Annotated in this window: 17 protein-coding genes and 1 riboswitch; of the genes, 14 read left to right on the top strand and 3 right to left on the bottom strand. The window is 47.3% G+C overall.

All coding sequences use genetic code 11. From position 1 onward, the window contains the following. The first annotated feature begins 62 nt into the window (after positions 1-62). From MKY85_RS24765 to MKY85_RS24735, 7 genes are all read left to right on the top strand, one after another. Positions 63-1,007, top strand: coding sequence for a zinc ABC transporter substrate-binding protein (locus MKY85_RS24765; RefSeq protein WP_339308476.1), 945 nt, complete (start codon positions 63-65; stop codon positions 1,005-1,007). Between the two features lie 31 nt (positions 1,008-1,038). Continuing rightward, positions 1,039-1,860 (top strand): metal ABC transporter ATP-binding protein, encoded by an 822-nt coding sequence (locus MKY85_RS24760; protein ID WP_342571017.1) that lies wholly within the window; start codon positions 1,039-1,041, stop codon positions 1,858-1,860. Positions 1,861-1,863: 3 nt separating this feature from the next. Beyond that, positions 1,864-2,823, top strand: coding sequence for a metal ABC transporter permease (locus MKY85_RS24755; RefSeq protein ID WP_091037906.1), 960 nt, complete (start codon positions 1,864-1,866; stop codon positions 2,821-2,823). Beyond that, complete coding sequence (locus MKY85_RS24750) at positions 2,823-3,695, top strand: metal ABC transporter permease (protein WP_047841304.1); 873 nt, start codon at positions 2,823-2,825, stop codon at positions 3,693-3,695. Before MKY85_RS24755 ends, MKY85_RS24750 begins: the two co-directional genes overlap by 1 nt. 1,003 nt (positions 3,696-4,698) lie before the next feature. Then, complete coding sequence (locus tag MKY85_RS24745) at positions 4,699-5,448, top strand: Cof-type HAD-IIB family hydrolase (protein WP_339237542.1); 750 nt, start codon at positions 4,699-4,701, stop codon at positions 5,446-5,448. A gap of 54 nt (positions 5,449-5,502) precedes the next feature. Beyond that, positions 5,503-5,943, top strand: coding sequence for a DUF456 domain-containing protein (locus MKY85_RS24740; RefSeq protein ID WP_047841365.1), 441 nt, complete (start codon positions 5,503-5,505; stop codon positions 5,941-5,943). Positions 5,944-6,004: 61 nt separating this feature from the next. Beyond that, positions 6,005-7,633, top strand: coding sequence for a polysaccharide biosynthesis protein (locus tag MKY85_RS24735; RefSeq protein ID WP_342571016.1), 1,629 nt, complete (start codon positions 6,005-6,007; stop codon positions 7,631-7,633). 222 nt (positions 7,634-7,855) lie between these two features. On the opposite strand, the gene MKY85_RS24730 is transcribed toward MKY85_RS24735, so the two are convergent. Further along, positions 7,856-9,142, bottom strand: a complete 1,287-nt coding sequence (locus MKY85_RS24730; RefSeq protein WP_342571015.1) for a DUF2515 family protein — start codon at positions 9,140-9,142, stop codon at positions 7,856-7,858. A 142-nt stretch (positions 9,143-9,284) separates the two neighbouring features. Between MKY85_RS24730 and MKY85_RS24725 the strand changes: the two genes are divergently transcribed. The 6 genes from MKY85_RS24725 (at position 9,285) to MKY85_RS24700 (ending at position 14,873) form a co-directional block, all read left to right on the top strand. Then, positions 9,285-9,629 carry a thioredoxin family protein gene (locus MKY85_RS24725; RefSeq protein WP_017692403.1) on the top strand — a complete coding sequence of 115 codons (345 nt, stop codon included), beginning with the start codon at positions 9,285-9,287 and terminating at the stop codon, positions 9,627-9,629. A 386-nt stretch (positions 9,630-10,015) separates the two neighbouring features. Next, positions 10,016-10,954 carry a heme A synthase gene (locus MKY85_RS24720; RefSeq protein WP_339237535.1) on the top strand — a complete coding sequence of 313 codons (939 nt, stop codon included), beginning with the start codon at positions 10,016-10,018 and terminating at the stop codon, positions 10,952-10,954. Positions 10,955-11,143: 189 nt separating this feature from the next. Further along, positions 11,144-11,860 carry a Cthe_2314 family HEPN domain-containing protein gene (locus tag MKY85_RS24715; RefSeq protein WP_342571014.1) on the top strand — a complete coding sequence of 239 codons (717 nt, stop codon included), beginning with the start codon at positions 11,144-11,146 and terminating at the stop codon, positions 11,858-11,860. 137 nt (positions 11,861-11,997) lie between these two features. Next, a riboswitch (SAM riboswitch) is annotated at positions 11,998-12,139 on the top strand. Positions 12,140-12,264: 125 nt separating this feature from the next. Beyond that, a complete protein-coding gene (locus MKY85_RS24710; RefSeq protein WP_339237530.1) occupies positions 12,265-13,299 on the top strand; it encodes a methionine ABC transporter ATP-binding protein in 1,035 nt (344 codons plus the stop codon). Then, positions 13,300-13,959: a methionine ABC transporter permease gene (locus MKY85_RS24705; RefSeq protein WP_047841298.1), complete on the top strand. Its 660-nt coding sequence runs from the start codon at positions 13,300-13,302 to the stop codon at positions 13,957-13,959. 74 nt (positions 13,960-14,033) lie between these two features. After that, positions 14,034-14,873 (top strand): MetQ/NlpA family ABC transporter substrate-binding protein, encoded by an 840-nt coding sequence (locus MKY85_RS24700; RefSeq protein WP_342571013.1) that lies wholly within the window; start codon positions 14,034-14,036, stop codon positions 14,871-14,873. Positions 14,874-15,048: 175 nt separating this feature from the next. On the opposite strand, the gene MKY85_RS24695 is transcribed toward MKY85_RS24700, so the two are convergent. After that, entirely contained in the window at positions 15,049-16,047 is a 999-nt protein-coding gene (locus tag MKY85_RS24695) for a DUF2167 domain-containing protein (RefSeq protein ID WP_342571012.1), read from the bottom strand. Positions 16,048-16,220: 173 nt separating this feature from the next. Between MKY85_RS24695 and MKY85_RS24690 the strand changes: the two genes are divergently transcribed. Beyond that, positions 16,221-17,000 carry an SDR family oxidoreductase gene (locus MKY85_RS24690; RefSeq protein WP_342571011.1) on the top strand — a complete coding sequence of 260 codons (780 nt, stop codon included), beginning with the start codon at positions 16,221-16,223 and terminating at the stop codon, positions 16,998-17,000. 144 nt (positions 17,001-17,144) lie between these two features. On the opposite strand, the gene MKY85_RS24685 is transcribed toward MKY85_RS24690, so the two are convergent. Next, positions 17,145-17,390, bottom strand: a complete 246-nt coding sequence (locus MKY85_RS24685; protein ID WP_062837977.1) for a NifU family protein — start codon at positions 17,388-17,390, stop codon at positions 17,145-17,147. Positions 17,391-17,392: the final 2 nt, after the last annotated feature.

The following is a 17,392-nucleotide window of genomic DNA, read 5'->3' as shown; positions in this document are numbered from 1 at the left end:
TACAACAAAATTAGATGTGGACAATACTTTTAGGAGAGGGAAAGGGGACGATTGAATTGTTAATGGTGAAGATGAGGAGTATTCAGAGGGGAGTCATCACGCTAGCGGCTCTGGTGCTGGTTGTCGTACTTTCAGCATGTTCAAGTGATGCGGAGACGAGCAACAACGGCAAGCTGCAAGTAACCGCTACAACGGGCATGATCGCTGACGTAGCACGTGAGGTAGGCGGAGCATATGTTGAGGTTACCGGGCTCATGGGCCCGGGCGTTGACCCCCACTTGTACAAGGCATCCCAAGGTGATATTCGCAAGCTGGAACAAGCAAAAGTCATTTTCTATAATGGACTGCATCTCGAAGGCAAAATGACAGACATTTTGGAGAAAATGTCCTCAAGCAAGCTGGTTACAGCTGTTACAGAGACCATTCCAGTCGAGGAGTTACACTCAGGCAAAGACACAGGCGGCACGGAATATGACCCACACGTCTGGTTTAACGTCAGCCACTGGATGCATGCGGCAGAGGCCGTGCGCGATACGCTCGTGGAGGCGGACCCGGATCATGCGGAAGAATACAAGGCTCAGGCAGAGACATACCTGGCGAAGCTCAAAGATCTGGATACCGAGGTACGTGAGAAGATTCTGGAGATTCCAGAAGCAAGCCGGGTATTGGTCACGGCACATGATGCATTTGGATATTTCGGTCAGGCTTATGGCATGAAAGTGATGGGGCTTCAGGGCATTAGTACAGCAGCCGAATACGGTGCAAAAGATGTTAGCGAACTGAGAGATTATCTCGTGGATAACCAGATCAAAGCCGTTTTTGTTGAATCGAGTGTGCCTGCCAAAGCGATGGAAGCCATTATTGCCGGAGCGGCTCAAAAAGGGCATACGGTCAGCATTGGTGGAGAACTGTTCTCGGATGCCATGGGGGCTGAAGGAACGGAAGAAGGCACATATATCGGTATGATTCGCCACAATGTTGAGACGATTGTAGAAGCCTTGAAATAATGAATCCTATGAAGAGAGGAGTTACAGGATTATGAATGATACTATTTTATCGCAACAAACCCCTTCGAATCTGAACAACAGCCACTTGCAGGGAACGCTGCCTACATCAGCTCCTCTTAGTGTGAGGGATTTGGCCGTTGCGTATCACAAAAAGCCGGTGCTTAGCAGCGTTTCCTTCGACATCCCGGAAGGGCAGCTTATCGGAATTCTCGGACCGAATGGTGCAGGGAAATCGACCCTGATCAAAGCCGTTCTGGGACTGGTACCGAAGATGCACGGTGAGGTACGGATCTTCGGACAATCTTACCGGGAACAACGGCGTCGTATTGGATATGTACCCCAACGGGAATCGGTCGACTGGGATTTCCCTACGCATGCACTCGATGTAGTGATGATGGGACGGTATGGTCATCTGGGCTGGTTCCGTCGTCCGGGGAAAAAGGAGAGAGACCTGGCAGCACACTGCCTGGAACAAGTTGGCATGGGCGATTACATGTACCGTCAGATCAGTCAGCTGTCTGGTGGACAACAGCAGCGTGTCTTTCTGGCGCGGGCACTCGTGCAAGACGCAGATCTGTATTTCATGGATGAGCCGTTTGCAGGTGTGGATGCTACCACGGAGAAAGCGATCATTTCCCTGTTGGAACAATTGAAGAAACAAGGCAAGACGGTGCTGGTCGTTCACCATGATCTTGCCACAGTCGAGGAATACTTCGACCATGTGCTTTTGCTCAATGGACGACTGGTGGCAGGTGGCCCGACGAGCGAAGTATTTGTACCAGATACACTGCAAGAGACGTACGGAGGCCGGATTGCCATGATCGGAAGCCGGACGGAGAAAGGCCAGGTGTAGTGCATGTGGAACTGGATCGTTGCCATCTTGTCCGACCCCAATACACGTTGGATATTGCTAGGCTGTTTGTTGCTTGGATTCAGTAGTGGAATTATTGGCTCCTTCACCTTCCTTCGTAAGCAGAGTCTGATGGGGGACACCCTTGCTCATGCTGCTCTGCCTGGGATCTGTATTGCATTTATGTTAACGGAAACGAAGTCTGTAGGATTATTCCTGTTCGGTGCTCTGGTGGCAGGTATCGTTGCTACCTTCGGAATTTCGTGGATTACACGCTACTCCCGGATCAAACAGGATGCGGCGATGGGCATTGTGTTGACCGTATTTTTCGGGATTGGTGTAGTGATGCTGACGCGCATCCAGCATGGAGCGAGCGGAAGTCAAAGCGGACTTGATAAATATTTGTTTGGGCAGGCGGCATCCATGGTCATGACGGATGTGTATGTCATGGGTGGTGTATGTCTCGTATTGCTGATTGCCTGTCTGGCCTGGTTCAAGGAATTCAAACTGGTGAGTTTTGACCCGGGATTTGCACGAGGTATGGGACTGCCAGTAGCCATGTTAGAGCAGCTCATCCTGCTCTTGACGGTGATCGCGGTGGTGGCCGGGATTCAGGCCGTTGGTGTGGTGCTTGTTGCAGCCTTGCTGGTAACTCCGGCAGCAGCGGCACGTTGCTGGACCGACTCACTCGCACTGATGGTGGTGTTGGCAGGCATATTTGGTGCATTGAGTGGAGCAACAGGAACCATCTTCAGCACGCTTGTACCTAATCTGCCGACAGGACCTGTAACCGTTCTTGCGGCTACGGTGTTGTTTGCCGGATCAGCCTTGCTCGCACCGCGTCGTGGATTATTAGCCAGGCGGTTACGTAGTATTCAGGCGAAGTCCGCATATATGCGTGAAGAGCGGGCTACACTTCAGACTCTCGCCACACAGCGGAATCAGCAGGAACGGGGGGAGATGTAATGGCAACATTTTGGATCATCTTGACGGCTGTTTTGGTATCTTCTGCCTGCGCCATCCTCGGTTGTTTTCTGATCCTGCGGCGAATGGCTCTGGTCGGTGATGCGATCAGCCATGCGGTTCTTCCCGGTATTGCGATTGCTTTCCTGTGGAGCGGTTCCAGAGATTCTTTGTGGATGCTGCTCGGTGCCACCGTGTTTGGACTACTGACGGTATTCTTCATACAGAGTTTGCAGGCGGGTGGACTCTCGTCTGATGCCTCTATCGGAATTGTGTTCACAGCACTCTTCGCAGTAGGCGTCATTCTGATTAGTCTAAACGCTCAGCACATCGATCTGGATCTTGACTGTGTCTTGTTCGGCGAGATCGCTTATGTGCAGTGGGATACGCTAACCCTTGGGGGCACAGATGTGGGGCCGAGGGCAGTCTGGATGCTTGGTATCACGTTACTCGTTATCCTCGTCGTCATTGGGCTGTTCTACAAACAGTTCAAGCTATGTGCCTTCGATCCGGCGCTGGCTGCTGCCTGTGGCATTCCAGTAGTGCTGTTCCACTATCTGCTCATGGGACTCGTTTCCATGACATCCGTAGCTTCATTTGAAAGTGTGGGTTCAATTCTCGTGGTGGGCATGCTGATTGTACCTGCGGCGACGGCGTACCTGCTCACAGATCGTCTGGGCAAAATGATTCTGTATGCCGTCTTGATCGGAGCAGCTTCCTCGGTTGGAGGTTACATCATGGCATACGCCCTGGATGCTTCCATCGCGGGCTGCATGGTGGCAGTAGCTGGGATTTTGTTTGTTCTCGCACTGCTGCTGTCCCCGAAACATGGCATCGTATTCCGTTACGCTCGTCGCAAATTCGCAGCACGGTAATTGAAGTTTAAAGTGAATTACAGGTGAATAAACAAAATTATAACAATGAGGGTGTCCCATAAGTCATGAATATGACGAGGGACATCCTCATTTAGTTTTATTTCTTTTAATGAACCTGATACACGCTATTCGCTCCCATTTGCCCAGATCAGAGAACTAACGAACTATAGAGAAGCTATTTCGTCGATTTACTGGTTTTTATAGGTTGGGAAGCCCTGTTATGACGAAATAGCGTTAGTGAGGTTCGTTAAATCTTGCAACCGTTGATGATGCGCCTTTTAAGGTGCGGTAGGTTCGTTAGCACTTGGAGCGAGGCGGCGTTCCTTCTGAGACAGCCCCTTTCTACGTGTCTGGACGTATGACTTCGAAAAGGGCAACCGGATATAAGATATACAATATAAAATGATATTGTAGCGTCATCCTGCCGATTACGGGTTATTTTGTTGCATACAGATGATCTGTGGTAAAATGTCGTTAGCTGTGACGTCCGGAGCGTCCGTTTTTACGGGTGCCGGGCGATCTTATTGTGAAAGAATGTTGACCAATAGATAAAGAGAACCTTCAAGTTGAACTGGAGAACCAATGTGGAACGGAGATGGCAGAAAGGATCTAGAGAAGGGAAATTTGTTTATGAATTTCCTTCTTGATGGTAGGTGTTATGAGCTCTAAATACAAAGGTGATGTAGTGAAGGGGGCGGAATCGATCTGAAGAAGCGATAGCGTGCGCCTGAAAGCTTTCTGCAAGAAAGCTGCTTCGAAAGCATACGCTGTCTCCGAATTTCTAACCCTTAAGAAGAGAGAATCTAGAAAATTTGGAGACAACAGCGATCGGAAGACGATCCGTACACGTAACGGTTACCTCGTATAATCTCAATACACTAAAGAAAAAGGTAATTCTAAAACAAAGATACTACGACTCGAAAGGTATTCTGCCCGCGTAGTGCCTGAATGGATATCCATGAGTTCAACTTGGAGAGAGAGACAACCTAGGAGGAACTACTGTATGAGTGAACTGAAATACAAATTGCTTGCATTGGATATGGATGGAACATTGCTTAATGATAATCATGAAATTACGCAGGAGACCGCCAAGTGGATTCAGATTGCTATTCGTCGGGGGGTACATGTGTGCCTATCCACGGGAAGAGCGGTATTCCACGCGATGCCTTATGCGGTGCAGCTTGGGCTGGAGACACCGATGGTTACCGTTAACGGCAGTGAGGTCTGGAAAGCTCCGCATGATCTGCATATGCGTCATCTGATGGACCCGGCATTGATTCGCAGAATGCAGGAGATCGGTGAGAAATATAACAGCTGGTACTGGGCATACTCCGTGGAAGAGCTTTTCAACCGTGATCGCTGGACGGACAATATTGAAGGTCTGGAATGGTTGAAATTCGGCTTCAATACCGAAGTGGATGAAGTTCGTCACCAGATTATGATGGAACTGCAACAAATGGGTGGTCTGCAAATGACGAATTCCTCACCCGTTAATATTGAGATCAACCCTGCAGGTATATCCAAAGCTAGTGGTGTAGCGGAAGTCTGCAAGCTACTGGGCATCGAGATGTCCGAAGTTGTTGCTGTCGGAGACAGCTTGAACGATCTGGCTGTCATTGAGGCGGTAGGTTTGGGTGTAGCTATGGGTAATGCGCAAGAGCAGGTGAAGGAAGCGGCTGATCTGATCGTAGCGAGTAATAATGAAGACGGCATCGTCGAAGTGATTCGTGAACATATTTTGAAGGGGGAGTAACCTTTGCTCGCAACCATTGCCTGGATTTTAATTGTGCTGCTGTTTGCAGTGGGGATGGCCGGAACGGTATATCCCATACTGCCTGGTGCTGTAGCGATTTTCTTCGCGTTTCTGGTCTACGGCTGGTTCTTCAGTTTTGATCCGTTCGGTGTATGGTTCTGGATCATCCAGATTCTGATTGTGGTTGTGTTGTTTGTGGCTGATTATGTCGTCAGCGCATGGGGTGTGAAGAAGTTCGGTGGCTCCAAGTTATCGACCACGCTGAGTACCATTGGTGTTATCATTGGCCCATTTGTCATTCCGGCATTCGGACTGGTGCTGGGACCATTTATCGGTGCTTTTATTGGGGAACTGATCGGTGGGTCTTCACCTTCCAAAGCATCGAAAGTTGGATTTGGTTCCGTCGTGGGACTATTTACGAGTACTGTGATGAAAATTATTTTGCAAATCGTCATGATTGTTCTCTTTATTATCTGGGTGGTAAGATTCGCCTAAACGTTCAGGATTAGCTTCAACGGGATGCACGTCCGGTGTGGAGGAAAGAAGGGGAATTCGTTTGTCTAAGAAAGAAACATTCATTAGGGGTACGCTCATTCTGGCAGCCGCTGCGCTAATCGCGAGAGTACTCGGGTTGGTTCAACGGGTGCCGCTGGAGCATATCCTCGGAGATGTCGGTAACGCATCGTTCACCATCTCCAATACGGTATATTTAATGCTGTTAACTGTAGCAACGGCGGGCATACCGAGTACACTTAGCAAAATGGTATCGGAACGCTATGCACTCGGACGCGCGGGTGAAGCCCAACAGATCTACCGTGCAGCCCTGATCTTTGCGGCTGTAGCCGGGGTAGTCATGTCTGCTTTATTGTGGTTCGCTGCACCTTATTATGCCACGTATATCTCTAAAGTACCGGCATCGGTCAGCGCCATTCGCGCCTTGGCTCCAGCCTTGCTGCTGTTCCCGGCCATTGCAATGATGCGTGGATATTTCCAGGGAAGAGGGAACATGACAGCGGGTGGTATTTCGCAGATTGTGGAACAGTTCGCCCGTGTAGGTACAGCTATTATCGTGGCTTATGTCATGCTGCAATGGAATTATGATGATCAAACGATTGCTGCGGGTGCCTCATTTGGTGGGGTATTAGGAAGTGTGGGTGCCTTTAGTGTCATGCTGTACTTCACCTTGAAGCTGCGTCGTAGCGACCGTGCGGCCCAATTGAATTACGAGCCTGCAAAGCAGCTACCGATGCGAGGTATCTACAGCGATATCTTCAAGCTGTCTATTCCCATTGTGCTGTCCTCACTTGCAGTTCCAGCCATTAACTTCATCGATTCATCCCTTGTGGTTCCGCTGCTCAGTGGCCAGATTGGACTCGAAGAAGCGACAGGCGTTCTTGCGATCTTGGGAGCTAAGGCCCAAAGTATTGCGGGTATCCCTCCGATTCTGGCGATCGCTTTAAGTCAATCGTTGGTGCCTGTTATCTCGGCAGCATTTGCCCGCAAGGATGAAGCGCATCTGAAGAGTCAGGTTACACTTGCGATGCGTATTTCGATTCTAACAGGTATGCCGATTGTCATTGCACTTTGTGCAGCAGCGTATTCGGTCAACGGATTGCTGTTTACCAATCTGGATGGAACGCCGATTATTGCCTTGCTGACATTCGGTACTATTTTCCAGATTACGATGATGACCACCAACTCCATTTTGCTTGGGGTAGGGAAACCGCGGATTACGATGATTAGCGTGGCAGCAGGTGTTGTAGTCAAACTGATCGCAAGTCTGATTCTTGCGCCGATCTTTGGCATTTACGGCATCATTATTGCAACAGCCCTTTGTTTCCTGGTCATCACGTACCTGAATCTGCGGGTCCTTCGCAAAATCGTTGATTTCTCCATCATGGGAGATCGTTGGAAAGGTTTTATCATTACAGTGTTGCTTGCAGCAGGTGTAGGATTTGCAACGAACTGGATTGGGAATACGATCTTTGGACTGTTCCTGCCAGCGCGTGTATCCTTCTTGCTTACCTGCCTTGTGGTTGGTGTGCTTGTTGTGGTGGTGTATCTGGTTCTCATGGTTGTGCTGCGTGTATTACGCAAGGACGAGCTGGGCAGTTACCCCCGTATTCTGCAAAAAATTCTCCGTCCACTTATGCGTCTTCAACGTGGAGCTGGTCAAAGAGGTTAAGAATACACGGAGCATCATTCAAGCTCCAATATGTTGTGAACATCGGATAAATGATAAAAGTTCATGGATAAAAGCTCTGTCTGCTGTTAAGCGGACAGGGCTTTTTGTATCGCAAAGGCGAGCTGCGTGACTGCGTTGAATATTAGCCCAGCAAGCGAGAATTAGCGGTACATTGGGAAATTCACATCATCCGGCTTTACCTGCTCCATATGATCTTCAGCATTAGTGTGTGATGGCTTTCGCATCATGAGCCAGTGCTGTTTTCAACATGCCATACCGATGTTCGTGACTCATCTCAAACAGCCATGGCCGGCGCGGTGTTGTTAGATAACCGAGACAATCCCGAGTCTGAAGCCAGTCTTGTCTGGTAATCGGTTCATAAGGCGTGTCGCCCCATACGGATAGCAGTTCCGGACTATATAATCGTTGCCCTTCTGGAAGCCATTCTTCATCAAGTAGCGCTTGCGCGTATAATGTATGGTCACCTGCCTCTTCTTCACGATGGGTAAACAGGCCAGGCCAATATTCGGCCCGTGAGCCACGATGGGGAACCGAACGTGCGAACGCCAACACTTGTGTGTGGACTTGCTCCACCCCAAACAACAGAGCATATAGGCCTTTGCCAAACATGATCCGCTCATCCAACTTGCCAAAATGTTCAATGACGCGTCCCGCGAGGCCTGCTCCCCGACCAAGAGGAAAGACGATATGATTAAGCCCCGCCAAATTATGCAGATGGAATGCGGGTTTGGAGAGTACTTCTTTTTGAAAATAAGGATGTTGCACCACCCGGCTCTCGATATAATTCTGCTCATTAATAATTAATGCCACACTAAGCAGTGAACTGCACCGTTCCAGCCAAAAGCGTTCCCAAAACGGCGTCATAAACGCAGATACGTGAAAGTGTGACAAGAGATGGAAACAGCTTCGTCCAATCCGGCGACTGTTCATATACAGCTGTAGCTGGGGATATGCATCCTGGAAAATGAGTGCATTGCATCGCTCCAGCAGCCGATACATATGCTCGCGATCGCTCTGATTCTGCAGATTATGCATTAAGTCACTCTGAAGATCTGTCATGTGATATCCGCCGTTGCGAGAGACCATATGGGCCAGCAGAGCCCAATGCAGTTCAGGGTATTGCTCATAACATTCCAGATAGGCTGACGTGCGGGTAACATTACTTCGGTTATGCTCCTGGGTCAGTGTCTTTATCTCTTCCAGAATGATGCAATCTTCTTCACAGACGAGTGCGCTTTGAACCTGGTCCGCGCGTGCAAAAGACTTGCTGCTGGCAGGTAACAGACGCTCTATCTCAGACTGTAGGGCGGCTGCCGTATCGGTATCCCACTCCATGTCACGCAATGGATGACGAAGCTGTGCTGAGGCTTGCCATGCAGCCTGTTTGCCACGCCAGATTTCCCGGGCAGCACCCGGAATGGAACGGACCATCTGCAAGAGGGATCCGTGATGCTGTTCGCTGGAAGAATCGGTTCTGGTGGAAGTCATGATGTGACATCCTTTCATGATGTTCTGGGTTTAAATTCACAGACCATGTGGTTTATTCTAAGTATGCGCTGATTATTTGACTTCCACTCGCCAATTTGCTTCACTTAGGATAAGACAAGGTACAGAAAGGGAGATGAACCGAATGGAACAGATTACTTCCAAACCGGCTTTTGATGTAGCCATCCAATCCCCACGTTTGACGATTGCCGTATTCAAGGCAGACTGGTGTGGTGACTGCAAATACATCGATCCGTTTATGCCTGAGGTTGAAGAGAAATATGCACGTGAACTGACTTTGATTGAGGTCGACGTGGATCAGGTTGGAACGGTTAGTGAAGAGCAGAATATTCTTGGCATTCCGAGCTTTGTGGCGTATACAGATGGGCGCGAACTCGTACGGTACGTGAACAAGCTGCGCAAGTCGAGAGAAGAGATTGAGCAGTTCCTGGATCGCGCAGTTGAAGTGTACAACACGATCCATAAATAAAGTTATATAAGTTATATTTACACAAACACTCCGATGACAGAATAACCTTTTGATCGCTGTTATTGTGTAAATGTTTCATTGAACTTATATAAAAGTATGACAGGTTCATGTTGTAAAAGGGTATACTAGATGAAACGCCATTTCTCTTGAAATAGGGAAATGGCGTTTGTGTGTTCGACATGTTTCTATGTTAGAAATTTGATGTACATATCCCCAGTGACCTATGGGTCATTATTTCATCAGACGTTAACATTTTGTCACAAAGCGCGGACGTCAATGAACATTTTATCCGGTATAATGAATTTAGTTGTGAAATAAGTGTCAAAGTATCGAAACAAGCGAAGGATATTCTTCGCCATCTTAAACCAACAGCGGGTGAGAAAAAATTGAAACACTTAACTTTATTTAAATGGTTAACCGTATTAACCTGTCTTGTCATGTTTCTGGCCACTTTTGGTGGAGGCATCGTAACCAAAACGGAATCGGGCCTTGGCTGCGGAACGGAATGGCCTTTATGTAACGGGAAACTCGTTCCGGCACATACTGTGGCTTCACTTATTGAATATTCCCATCGCGCTGTAAGCGCACTGGCTGGATTGTTGTCCATTGCCTCGTTTGTTGCTTTTCTGCTGTTTGGCAAGTCACGTCGTGACCTGCAATTGTTCTCTTTCTTAACCCTGGTATTTGTTATCGTGCAGGGGATCATGGGGGCTTTTGCCGTTGTCTTCTCCCAATCTTCAGCAGTCATGGCACTGCATTTCGGCTTTGCACTGATTGCTTTTGCTAGTTCCCTGATGATGGCGCTGGGCATAAGGCAGGAGGCAAAAGATGGCGGATTGGAGCGCCTGAATAAATACCCTCGGGTGAGCAAAAAATTCAGGAATCTGGTCTGGTTCTCTACCATTTACACATATCTCGTGGTATACACGGGTGCATTTGTGAGCCACACGAATTCTGCTGGCGGATGTTCCGGATTTCCGCTCTGTAACGGGCAGATTATCCCTGAGCTTTCAGGAGGGGTAGCGGTTGCTTTTGCTCACCGTGCAGCAGCAGCGTCGCTCGTCATTGTTATTGCAATTCTGGGTCATTTCGCTTACCGTAATCATCCAGACAACAAGGAAATGCGTACCCTTGGCGTGGTATCCGTTGTTCTCATCCTGATGCAAGTCGTGATTGGTATTTTCATGATGGTGACAATGAACCGCCCGGAAGTATATATGTTCGTAGCTCTCGCTCATATGCTGGATATCGCCATATTGTTCGGAGTTTTAACGTATATGAGTTTCCTGGTGTACAAGCTACATCGACCGGTTAATCGGTTCTAGATACAGATACAGTTCTCTTGAAGGTACTCGGCCTAATATGAAAGTCCACCATCCAGTGATGTACATCTTTGGACAGGTGGACTTTGTTTGATGTCAGGGGGATCAGGGCAACCTATGGCAAGCAGCAATTACGGAATGGATGAAGTGTTACGGTGATGAAATGTTGATTCGGAAAAGAGGAGGTTAAATATGCTGCGAACGTTGTTGGGGGAAAAACCGCGTATAAACGAAGGTAAATTGAAGGATGCGATGGACTCCATGGCGCATACACTTGAGCTCTTTCAGCGGCAAATGCATGTGGATCATGATCCCACGCATGACTATCGGAAACTGTATGTGTGGACTCAGGGACTCATCTCCTCACTGGATGAACTGGAGCAAAGCAGCTTCGCTGCAGCTCATTTTCGCAAAAAGGTCGTTGCAGGCTCAACGGACGACATGACGCCGACTGAAAAAGCTGAGTATGCCCGATATGTGTATTTCTACAAAGATGGCTTCATCCGCTGCTTTGCCATTTTGGATAAAGTCGGGACCGTATTGAATGAAATATTCCAGCTGAATACTTCAAATACAAAAGCGCATTTTTCTTATTTTACGGTGTTAAGGCAGTTCGATTTTGCGAGGGAGCATCATGATCTTGCATTGAAATTAATTCAGATCAAGGACTCATATCGGGAGCCGATGAGCAAGCTGCGCAAACGACGTAATATGGAAATTCACTACATGAACTCGGAAATGCACGATGACCTGTGGCAGTTACACCAGACTTTGCAAGGTAAGGTGAAGCTGGAGGATCTGAATCAGCATGTGCAGGAAATGCGTCAGGGCGTGGATATGGTCTGTGAAACGTTAACAGCCTCTTATCGTTATATCAATAAAATATGGCAAAGAAATAATTCCCTTTGACAAATCGGAATACTTGGAATATACTGAGTTTCAATTAGAGTGTTGCAATGACAAAGAATGAACAGATCATCTCAAAATTTACATTCACATTATAAAGCATGAACTACATGAACTTATAAAATCCTACAATAACATATTTCTTATCGAGAGCGGCGGAGGGACAGGCCCGATGAAGCCCGGCAACCGATTTGTAATGACATGATACATGTATCATTCGTTATAGATGTTAGGTGCTAATTCCTACAAAATGGTGCAAGGCACGATTTTGGCAGATGAGAAGGTATATTCTTTCACGTGAAGAGCCCTCTTTGTTTCTGCAAAGGGCTCTTTTTTGTACTTTAAGGGGAGTTTTCCTTTAGATCGGGTAAAGATACATGTAGGTGGTTGGAAAGGGGCAAGTGCGATTGATTGAATTAAAAGGATTAACCAAAACGTACGGCAAAGGAAAAAAGTCTACAACAGCGTTATCCGAGCTGAATTTGAACATCCAAAAGGGTGAAATCTACGGCGTTATTGGCCATTCCGGAGCGGGTAAAAGTACACTGATTCGCTGTATTAATTTGCTGGAGCGGCCTACGGAGGGTGAAGTATGGGTTGACGGGATCAATCTGACTGAACTGAGCAAAACCGAATTGCAGCAACAGAGACGCAAAATCGGGATGATTTTCCAACACTTCAATCTGTTATCCTCTGCAACGGTATATGATAATGTGGCTTTTCCACTAAAGCTTGTGAATACACCCAAGGATGCCATTGATCGCAAAGTGAAGGAGATGCTCAATCTCGTTGGTCTGGAGAACCATAGCAACAAATATCCAGCTCAATTATCAGGTGGACAGAAACAACGTGTGGGGATTGCGAGAGCACTTGCGAGTGATCCGAATGTACTTCTTTGTGATGAGGCTACTTCAGCGCTTGATCCGCAGACGACAAATTCAATTCTGAAGTTATTGCTCGACATTAACGAAAAGTACAACCTTACCATTGTGCTGATTACACATGAGATGCATGTCATTCAGAACATCTGTGATAAGGTGGCTGTCATTCATCAAGGTGGCATTGTGGAACAGGGACCTGTAACCGAAGTGTTCCTGAAGCCGCAGCATGCGATTACGCGGGACTTCATGATGCGTGACCATGAAGCTGGACTGGCTCTGGAAGAGACTGCTCTGGCAAATGCAGGCATTGAATTGCAGGCAGGTGTTGCATCGAAACTTGTGAAGATATCCTTTCTGGGGAACAAAACGTATGAAGCGATTTTGTCCAGGACGGTTCGCAAGACGGGTGTGGATTTTGCCATCCTGCAAGGGACAATCTCTACGATTAAACAGGTTCCTTATGGTCAGCTGACCGTTCGGTTCGAAGGTGATTCCAATGCGATTGATCGGACGATATCCGAACTAACCGCTGAGGGACTTGATGTGGAGGTGCTACGTTAGATGGATTTTTCAACAGTTCGTTGGGAAGAGGTTGGTAAAGCTTCCATAGAGACACTGCAAATTTTGGGTGTATCAGGCCTATTCACCGTTATCTTTGGTTTACCACTCGGAGTTCTGCTGTTTATGACAGCCCGATCTGCTTCGATCAAGTCACGGACGGTGTACATTATTTTGTCCTTGATTGTAAATATTTTGCGATCAGTTCCATTTATCATTTTGATTGTTGCTCTTATTCCATTTACTCGTTCACTCGTCGGTACAGCTACAGGTGTGTTAGGTGTTATACCTCCTTTGGTTATTTCAGCAGCTCCTTATTTTGCTCGATTGGTGGAGACAACGTTGCGAGAAGTTGACCGTGGTGTAATTGAAGCGGCTCAGTCAATGGGGGCATCCACCGGACAGATTGTAAGACGGGTGTTGCTGCCTGAGGCGTTACCTGGTCTGGTTGCTGGGATAACCATTACCATCGTTACGCTTGTCTCCTACACGGCGATGGCGGGCATGGTTGGTGGTGGTGGACTGGGAACGCTGGCAATCAACTATGGGTATTATCGTTATCAAAATGAAATCATGATCATATCCGTAGTGTCGATGATTATTCTCGTGCAAATTCTCCAGATGGCTGGAGATCGCTTAGTTACATTTTTCACCAGGAAATAACACATAGATAACATGTTGGCTGTGCAGTCATTCAAACGCCACATGAAAATATGATTAGAGAAGGGGTTTTACACATGAAAAAATGGTCATTCGCTCTACTTAGTCTTATGCTGATCGCGGTTCTCGCAGCTTGCGGAAACAACAAGGATGCCGATAGCGGCGCAGACAATTCAGCAGGTGCACCACGCACGGTTGAATTGAAAGTGGGAGCTTCACCTACACCACACGCAGAGATTCTGGAAAGCATCAAACCTGAACTGGAAGCACAAGGTATTCGTTTGCAAGTCGTTACGTTCAATGACTATGTACAACCCAACCAGCAGCTTGCTGATAAAAAATTGGATGCAAACTTCTTCCAGCACCAGCCTTACTTGGACACAGAGAATAAAGAACGTGGTTTCAACCTCGTTGCTGTAACACCTGTTCATGTTGAACCTTTTGGCGGATACTCCAAAAAGATTAAATCTTTGGATGAATTGGCTGATGGCGCAAAAGTAGCCATTCCAAATGACCCATCCAATGGGGGACGTGCACTGTTGTTGCTCGCGAAGGAAGGCATTATTACGCTGAAAGACAATACAAATATCACTTCTACGATTCAAGATATCACAGCCAATCCGAAGAACCTGAATATCATCGAGCTGGATGCAGCCATGATGCCTCGTCAATTGGATGAAGCGGATCTGGTATTCATCAACGCTAACTATGCGCTTGAAGCGAACCTGAATCCGGCGAATGATGCTTTGCTGATCGAAGATCTGCAAGGTAACCCATACGCGAACATCCTCGTTTCCCGTGAGGACAACAAGGATTCAGATGCAATTAAGAAGTTGGCTGCTGCCCTGCACTCCGAAGAAGTAAAAACATTCATCAAAGAGCGTTATAAAGGTTCAGTTGAACCTGCAACTGAATAATTCAATATGTATGAGTTGACGTGAACTGATAAGAAGAGGATGTCCCATAAGTCATGAATATGACGGAAGGACATCCTCTTTTTGCGTTATTAGCGCTTGTAGCGAGGTGCAATTTTTGAATAGCCACTCCCCAAGTCTGTGCTGAAGCATGGATCAACATAAGTCACAACATAGGTTAAAGTTTCTCTGATGTATCAGCATTGGAGTGATGTCCAGATTGGCGGTAGTAGGATAATTCATTCTGATCAGCATGCTGCTGTTCATCTGCTTCTTGCAGGTACGTCCGCTCGGAGGGAGAGAGTTTTTCTTCATCTCCGTGTGAACTTTTGATTTTGTATCTGATCCAGCCGATTAGTCCAAGAACGACAACCAAGATTAAGGCCCATCCTTTTTTGAGCAAAAGAAGAGCGCTAAATTTTTGGGAAGCCGTATACCCGATTCCCCCCATCAGAAGGCTGTTGAGCCCTATGGTCGAAGTTTTGTCAGTCGATGCATTATATTCCTCGTAGGTATGTCCTGCATTGATGTGAAGTTGATTAAGGACGGTTTCCTCGAATGCCTGGCGGCTCTGTTGAAAGTTGGCCGTATCGATAACCAGAATGGCTGTGATGTACCCTTCGCGTGTCAGGAGTTTTACATTGTAATTCACCATGGCTTGCTGATCAGCATTCTTGAAACCTAGGGAGTAGACCAACTGATGTTTGGTCTTATCGTATGCCGGTTCGATTTCCCAACCTGTTATGTACGTTCTGTATTCGGGATCGAGCTCTCTGTTCTCTTCTTCTGTGCCTCGGATATAACTGCTTAACAGTTCTTCGCCATTCAAATTTTGATCATCATCATGAATATGACCTGTCTTCACGTATTCAAATACAACATACCACGAGCCGTATTCACTATTGCTGGTTAGGCTTCCGATTTCATTCCCGTTAGGCTTTCCACCGCTGTTAAGTATTGAGCGTTGGGTATTGGCCTTATCCAGAAAGGAATGACTTTCAGGGACTTTCAGTGTGGCTTTGCCATCGAGCGTTACAGATGCAGGGCCAATAATCCAATCATACTCATCGGGTGATTGATACGTCTCACTTTCTGCTGATACCTGTGAAGCACTAGAGACTGTGAATAAACTCACCATTAAAAGTGTAAGAAATGATATCCATCGTTTGTTCTTCATATTCAAGTAGAGGTCCTTTCGGGTTATATCCTCGACAGTACCATAGGTATTCGATTCCAATCAAGATATATTTGGAATTAAAGGTGGATAATCCCTTGTGGATAAGCGAGTTGTAGGAGGACGATAAATCTTTTATACTGGATAGTGACTGCTCTTTGAAGAGGGGGATGAACGTGAAGGGAAAGATTGCCCTCATAACGGGAAGTGCCAAAGGTCTTGGTAAAATGACGGCCCTCAGTCTGGCAGATCAGGGGTGTCATATTGCCCTCAACTATGTACACAGCAGAGCAGAAGCTGAGGCTTTAAGGGCTCAGATTACAGCCAAGGGTGTGCGGTGCATTGCTATCCAGGCGGATATATCGAAGGTAGAAGATATCTCTTCATTGGTTGAACAGGTGGAAGACAACCTGGGCAGCATTGATATTTTGGTGAATAACGCGGGTCCATTTGTCCGTGAACGACGATTATTTGCGGATTATTCTGAAGCCGAGGTCCAGATGCTCGTGCAGGGAAATCTGCTGGGACCGATGTTGCTGGATCAGCGTGTATTGCCAGAGATGAGACGCAAGCAATGGGGACGTATTATCCATTTTGGCTTCAGTCATGCTGGAGAAGCGAGATCTTGGCCACATCGCGCCGTATATGCGGCTGCCAAGGTAGGTCTGGTCTCTTTTACAAAGACACTCGCTGTTGAGGAAGCTCCTTATGGAATTACGGTCAACATGGTATGCCCGGGAGATATTCGTGGTGCCAACAAAGAGAAAACGATTGATGAAATGGCGGGCATCACCGACGAGGAAACGCCAAGAGGACGTCCTGGCAGCGGTGAAGATATCGCACGAGTGATTACGTATCTATGCCTTGATCATTCCGATTTTATAACAGGTAACATTATGGATGTATCTGGAGGGCTTGATCCGATTCGTCCGATCATACAGCGTGAGGATACTTAAGGTGAGTTATAGGACTGGACTTTGAAGACGTTGATGCTGGTCTAGGGACAGATGAAATGGACAGGCTGAATATGCGCACAAAAAAAGAGCCCTCCGCTTCATGCGAAGCGAAAGGCTCTTGAGGTTTATTTCGTGAAGGATTGATTAGAATACTTGTACGACTTCTTGTACACCCTCAACTTCTTCGAGAAGGGCACGTTCAATCCCGGCTTTTAAGGTAATGGTGGAGCTTGGGCAACTGCCGCAGGCACCGACCAGTTTCAGCTTAATGATGCCGTCTTCCACGTCAACCAGTTCCACGTCACCGCCATCGCGTTGCAGGAACGGACGAAGCTTGTCAAGAACATCAGATACCTCATCATACATGGTGTCTTGTGCGTTTTCGCTCATAT

This window comes from Paenibacillus sp. FSL R5-0749 (assembly GCF_038595085.1).
Lineage (GTDB): Bacteria > Bacillota > Bacilli > Paenibacillales > Paenibacillaceae > Paenibacillus.
The sequence above is the reverse complement of the archived record's forward strand: the minus strand, read 5'-3'. Positions and strand labels throughout refer to the sequence as shown.

Excerpts from the sequence above, each read along its gene's own strand:
- MKY85_RS24765 (WP_339308476.1), top strand. The coding sequence starts at position 63 with ATGGTGAAGATGAGGAGTATTCAGAGGGGAGTCATCACGCTAGCGGCT.
- MKY85_RS24760 (WP_342571017.1), top strand. The coding sequence starts at position 1,039 with ATGAATGATACTATTTTATCGCAACAAACCCCTTCGAATCTGAACAAC.
- MKY85_RS24755 (WP_091037906.1), top strand. The coding sequence starts at position 1,864 with ATGTGGAACTGGATCGTTGCCATCTTGTCCGACCCCAATACACGTTGG.
- MKY85_RS24750 (WP_047841304.1), top strand. The coding sequence starts at position 2,823 with ATGGCAACATTTTGGATCATCTTGACGGCTGTTTTGGTATCTTCTGCC.
- MKY85_RS24745 (WP_339237542.1), top strand. The coding sequence starts at position 4,699 with ATGAGTGAACTGAAATACAAATTGCTTGCATTGGATATGGATGGAACA.
- MKY85_RS24740 (WP_047841365.1), top strand. The coding sequence starts at position 5,503 with ATGGCCGGAACGGTATATCCCATACTGCCTGGTGCTGTAGCGATTTTC.
- MKY85_RS24730 (WP_342571015.1), bottom strand. The coding sequence starts at position 9,142 with ATGACTTCCACCAGAACCGATTCTTCCAGCGAACAGCATCACGGATCC.
- MKY85_RS24725 (WP_017692403.1), top strand. The coding sequence starts at position 9,285 with ATGGAACAGATTACTTCCAAACCGGCTTTTGATGTAGCCATCCAATCC.
- MKY85_RS24715 (WP_342571014.1), top strand. The coding sequence starts at position 11,144 with ATGCTGCGAACGTTGTTGGGGGAAAAACCGCGTATAAACGAAGGTAAA.
- MKY85_RS24705 (WP_047841298.1), top strand. The coding sequence starts at position 13,300 with ATGGATTTTTCAACAGTTCGTTGGGAAGAGGTTGGTAAAGCTTCCATA.
- MKY85_RS24700 (WP_342571013.1), top strand. The coding sequence starts at position 14,034 with ATGAAAAAATGGTCATTCGCTCTACTTAGTCTTATGCTGATCGCGGTT.
- MKY85_RS24695 (WP_342571012.1), bottom strand. The coding sequence starts at position 16,047 with ATGAAGAACAAACGATGGATATCATTTCTTACACTTTTAATGGTGAGT.
- MKY85_RS24685 (WP_062837977.1), bottom strand. The coding sequence starts at position 17,390 with ATGAGCGAAAACGCACAAGACACCATGTATGATGAGGTATCTGATGTT.